The organism is Staphylococcus sp. EG-SA-17, assembly GCF_017151845.1.
Classification (GTDB): Bacteria; Bacillota; Bacilli; order Staphylococcales; family Staphylococcaceae; genus Staphylococcus; species Staphylococcus aureus.
On the sequence record NZ_JACVZO010000099.1, the window covers coordinates 1 to 462 of the forward strand.

The following is a 462-nucleotide window of genomic DNA, read 5'->3' on the forward strand; positions in this document are numbered from 1 at the left end:
CTAAGCACACAGACAGCTGGTTTTACACTAAGTAGCCCGTTTTATATCAATGCGATGACTGGCGGAAGCGAAAAAACAAAAAAAATCAACCAAGATCTTGCAATCGTCGCAAGAGAAGCAGATTTGATGATTGCCACTGGTTCAGTCAGCGCTGCCTTGAAAGACCCTTCTTTAGCTGATACTTATACGATTATGCGACAAGAATATCCTCACGGGAAAATCATTGCCAACATCGGTGCAGGGACTTCTGTCGAAAGAGCCAAAGAAGCTATCCGATTGTTTCACGCAGATGCCTTACAAATTCATTTGAATGCACCTCAAGAGTTGGTTATGCCTGAGGGAGACCGTGATTTTACCAATTGGAAAGTACTTATTCAAGAGACTCAAACAGCCATTGACGTCCCCCTCATCGTAAAAGAAGTCGGTTTTGGCATGACAAGAGAAACGCTCAATGATCTAGCT

1 protein-coding gene is annotated in these 462 nt (G+C 43.3%); it reads left to right on the top strand.

Annotated features, from left to right (window positions below; genetic code table 11):
- Positions 1-462, top strand: a 462-nt coding sequence (locus tag IDG65_RS14235) for a beta/alpha barrel domain-containing protein (RefSeq protein ID WP_206174222.1), incomplete at both ends; no start/stop codon positions are given.